The sequence below is a fragment of the Bacteroides sp. RTP21281st1_H5_RTP21281_210402 genome, from assembly GCF_040918965.1.
GTDB lineage: Bacteria > Bacteroidota > Bacteroidia > Bacteroidales > Bacteroidaceae > Bacteroides > Bacteroides congonensis.
In genome coordinates this window covers 1-3,064 of the sequence record NZ_JBCOWR010000046.1, presented here as the reverse complement: position 1 = coordinate 3,064, position 3,064 = coordinate 1, and the positions used below count along the sequence as shown (strand labels likewise).

The 3,064-nt window shown below is 36.2% G+C and carries 3 protein-coding genes and 1 pseudogene; 1 reads left to right on the top strand and 3 read right to left on the bottom strand.

Annotated features, from left to right (window positions below; all coding sequences use genetic code 11):
• Positions 1 to 391 (top strand): mobilization protein MbpC (mbpC, locus tag AB5443_RS25220; protein ID WP_368119650.1); only part of this gene is annotated, 391 nt, incomplete at its 5' end.
• Positions 392 to 423: 32 nt separating this feature from the next.
• Here mbpC and AB5443_RS25215 read toward each other — a convergent pair.
• From AB5443_RS25215 to AB5443_RS25205, 3 genes and pseudogenes are all read right to left on the bottom strand, one after another.
• Positions 424 to 1,737, bottom strand: coding sequence for a hypothetical protein (locus tag AB5443_RS25215; RefSeq protein ID WP_368114593.1), 1,314 nt, complete (start codon positions 1,735 to 1,737; stop codon positions 424 to 426).
• Between the two features lie 76 nt (positions 1,738 to 1,813).
• Positions 1,814 to 2,800 carry a replication initiation protein gene (locus tag AB5443_RS25210; RefSeq protein ID WP_032541974.1) on the bottom strand — a complete coding sequence of 329 codons (987 nt, stop codon included), beginning with the start codon at positions 2,798 to 2,800 and terminating at the stop codon, positions 1,814 to 1,816.
• A gap of 14 nt (positions 2,801 to 2,814) precedes the next feature.
• Positions 2,815 to 3,064: pseudogene (locus AB5443_RS25205) on the bottom strand (exo-poly-alpha-D-galacturonosidase); the annotation flags it as partial.

The following is a 3,064-nucleotide window of genomic DNA, read 5'->3' as shown; positions in this document are numbered from 1 at the left end:
GTACAGCCCCCGAAAGAGAAAGGACACCACCCCCAAAGTAAACCCGCAGCTTGCGGTAGAACTTGTGTTTCAAGAATTGAAGCGTGTGGAAGCCTATACGAAGCGCATAGAGGACGCAACAACCAAAAAGGTAGAAATAGACAGGGGAAGCCTTGAAAGTGCCGAAAATCGCCTAAAAAACGTATTGGCAGACTTTGAACGGCAGGGAAACAGAATGAAAAATGGCAGCTATGTGGACAAGAACGTTTCCATGTATTCAATTCTTTGTGCTGTTTTCTCCCTATTGTTTGCCTGTCTGATGTGTTATTTGTGGGTGGATGCTGCCAAGGACAGGGACAACTACAAGAGGTATTATGAATATTATCAGCAATTAATGCAGGAACAAAAATAGGCTGGAATTTAAATTCCAGCCTATTTTTGTTGTTATTTTACCCAAGATAAACTTGCTCCTAAGGCTTTTAAAGCATGTTCCGCACTTGAAAACATTTCTATTCTTGTTTGTGTTCCTGTTACAGTAGCTTTTCCTATATGAATACCTCCTAAATAAGCACCAGTTTGTGTATAGACAATACCTCCGCTATCTCCTGTTTTTGTAGTGTCTGATGGAACTGTAAAATTAGCATACACAACCTCTGAAACAGGAAAAAATTTTGGTTTTCCTGTGGAGGAAAATCCTTTAGAAGTTTGTGTGTTATGTAGTTTGTATACTTTTATTTTTATAGCTTTCTTTGTTGATTGCCCCTCTACAATCATAGATTGATTGGCTATTGAATTTAGAAAATTATTAGTGATTAAGTATTTACTTTGGTATGTCGTTTTACTCCATTGAGTAACATTAGTCGGATAATATTTTTCATAATCAACAGAAACAAAAGCTGCATCTACTTTTTGGGATATAGCAGTTTTTGTTACTTCCCCTAAATTGTTTTTGGTAGAACCAAAGTTGAATTTCATGCCTGTTTCTGGTGCGTTATGGGCAGCAGTAATAAATCCATGGTCGTTACCAACCATGACACGGAATCCAACAGACCCTTTTAATATGGCATCAATAATTTCTCCTTTATTGTTTGTTGCTTTCCCAATTCTATTAATTTGCGAACCTGCATGGACATTTGTTTTTGAAGTTGCTTTTTCTTTTGCAGTAATACTATCTGTGGATTCTTGTATTTCTGTGTCGTAATTAATGTTGCTTATTTCTTCAAATATAATCATTGGAGAATCTGATATTTCAGATTTAAATCTTTTGATGTTGTTTTCAGAGCAATCAAATAGACAAACGGAAATTCTATTCTCTATGGGAAGTACTCCAACAGAAAACCAACCTAAGTCGTTTACTAAGTTATTATTAGAGCAAAATATATTGCTTAATTTTGTATTCAGCTCCATCAGTTCATTAAAAGAGTAATCACATTCTTTAGTCAATATGTTTGATGATTTTGAGCGATTTTGAAATTCAATTTTGGCGTTTTCTTTATTGAACCCTTTTTTTACTAAAACGACAAGTTCATCTTTATCAGATATATATCCTCCTCCATAATAGTCGGGATAAATTGGAGTAGATTCAGAAGAGCGAGTTGATATAAAAGATTTTTCAAGATTTAAAGATGCTTGAAATCCTGATTCTGATTTGAGATTTGGATTTAAAGGCATATTGGGTGCTTCTTGTAACTTATCAGTGCAAGAACTGACCGCTATTCCAAGTATTAGAATAGCTACTGATAAAAGATTCTTTTTCATAAACTCCTAATTTAAAGTTATCTGCCATAAAATTAGAAAATAATTGGTCCCGTTGTTCTCCGAAATAGGATTTTAACTAAATTTCTTTGAGTTTTCTTTTGATAGCTCCAATAACATATCCTTTGGGGTTTTCTGCCAGTCGTGCGCCTTTCTTCAATTCTCCCAAGAAGCCCATAAAATCGGGGATGCGGTTTTGTCCTTCAATAAGGGTTTTCTTGTTCTTGTTGATTTCATCAGACTTGAAGTCAAAGGAGAATTTAAGGTAGTCATATACGTTGTTTTCTAACTGGAGCCGTGCTGTAACTTTAGCCATTCGTGCTTGTTCCTGTAGTGCAGGGTCTTCTCTGTTTTCATAAAATACAGGGAAGAAAGTCCAGCCAATAATTTTTTTTCCAGCTTTTTCCTCCTTAGCTACGAACGAATAAGGAGAAGATTCGTCAAGTTCTTTTTTGGCTACATCGATAACCTTTCTGCGAAAGTCGTTTACTTTTTCATACTTTCCTTGCAAATAGAATCGTTCACGAAGCCCGTCAGGTCCTTCTAATGGCACAAATAAGGGCTTTGTTTGTCCAGACATTAGTTCATAGAACCGCATAGCATAAGCACTTTTAAATTTCATAGCGGTAATAAGTTCATACTTCTTAAACCCTTTGGTAAAATCAAGCAAGCACCTCCAAATATTATCGAAAACATAGAACTTTACAGAGCCGCTATTCTTCTTTATTTCAGGTGCAGTTATGATAGGAGTGTATGACCAAACTTCATCATCTTCGTACTCTATATGCTTTTCAGATAGGCTTCTGAATGCAGCTTTGGCAATAGTGTAGTGCTTGTCTTGTTCGTCTTTCAGAATGTCCGATACAGGCATGGTTATTTCTCTGCCGAAATTTGTTGGAGCAATTTTTCGGAGGTTATCTTTTAATTTTATTCCTTCAATTTCTTTTTGAGCAAGCTCAATTAGTCTATACATTATGCGCTTTTCATATGGCGAAAAATCATATTTAGCAGTAGTTAGAACATAAGATTGAAAGACTTGCTTATTGTTTATTATAGTTCTTGCCATAGATGCTGCCTTTTTTAGATTGTTGCATATGGGTCAAGTTCCTTAATCCGCTTACACAAATAATCAAATCGTTTCTTTGTAAGTGGTGTGAGTGTATCGAGGTTCTTGCCATCAAAATTTTCTCCAAAGATAATGTCGTCCACCCCTATGCCGTGATTGTAGTTCTCACGAACACAATCACGCAGAATCCAAAGGTTTCGCAGGTTCACCCAGTCTGCCGTTTTGTTCTTGATTCTGCTGAACAGCACAGCAGCTGTGTAGAGG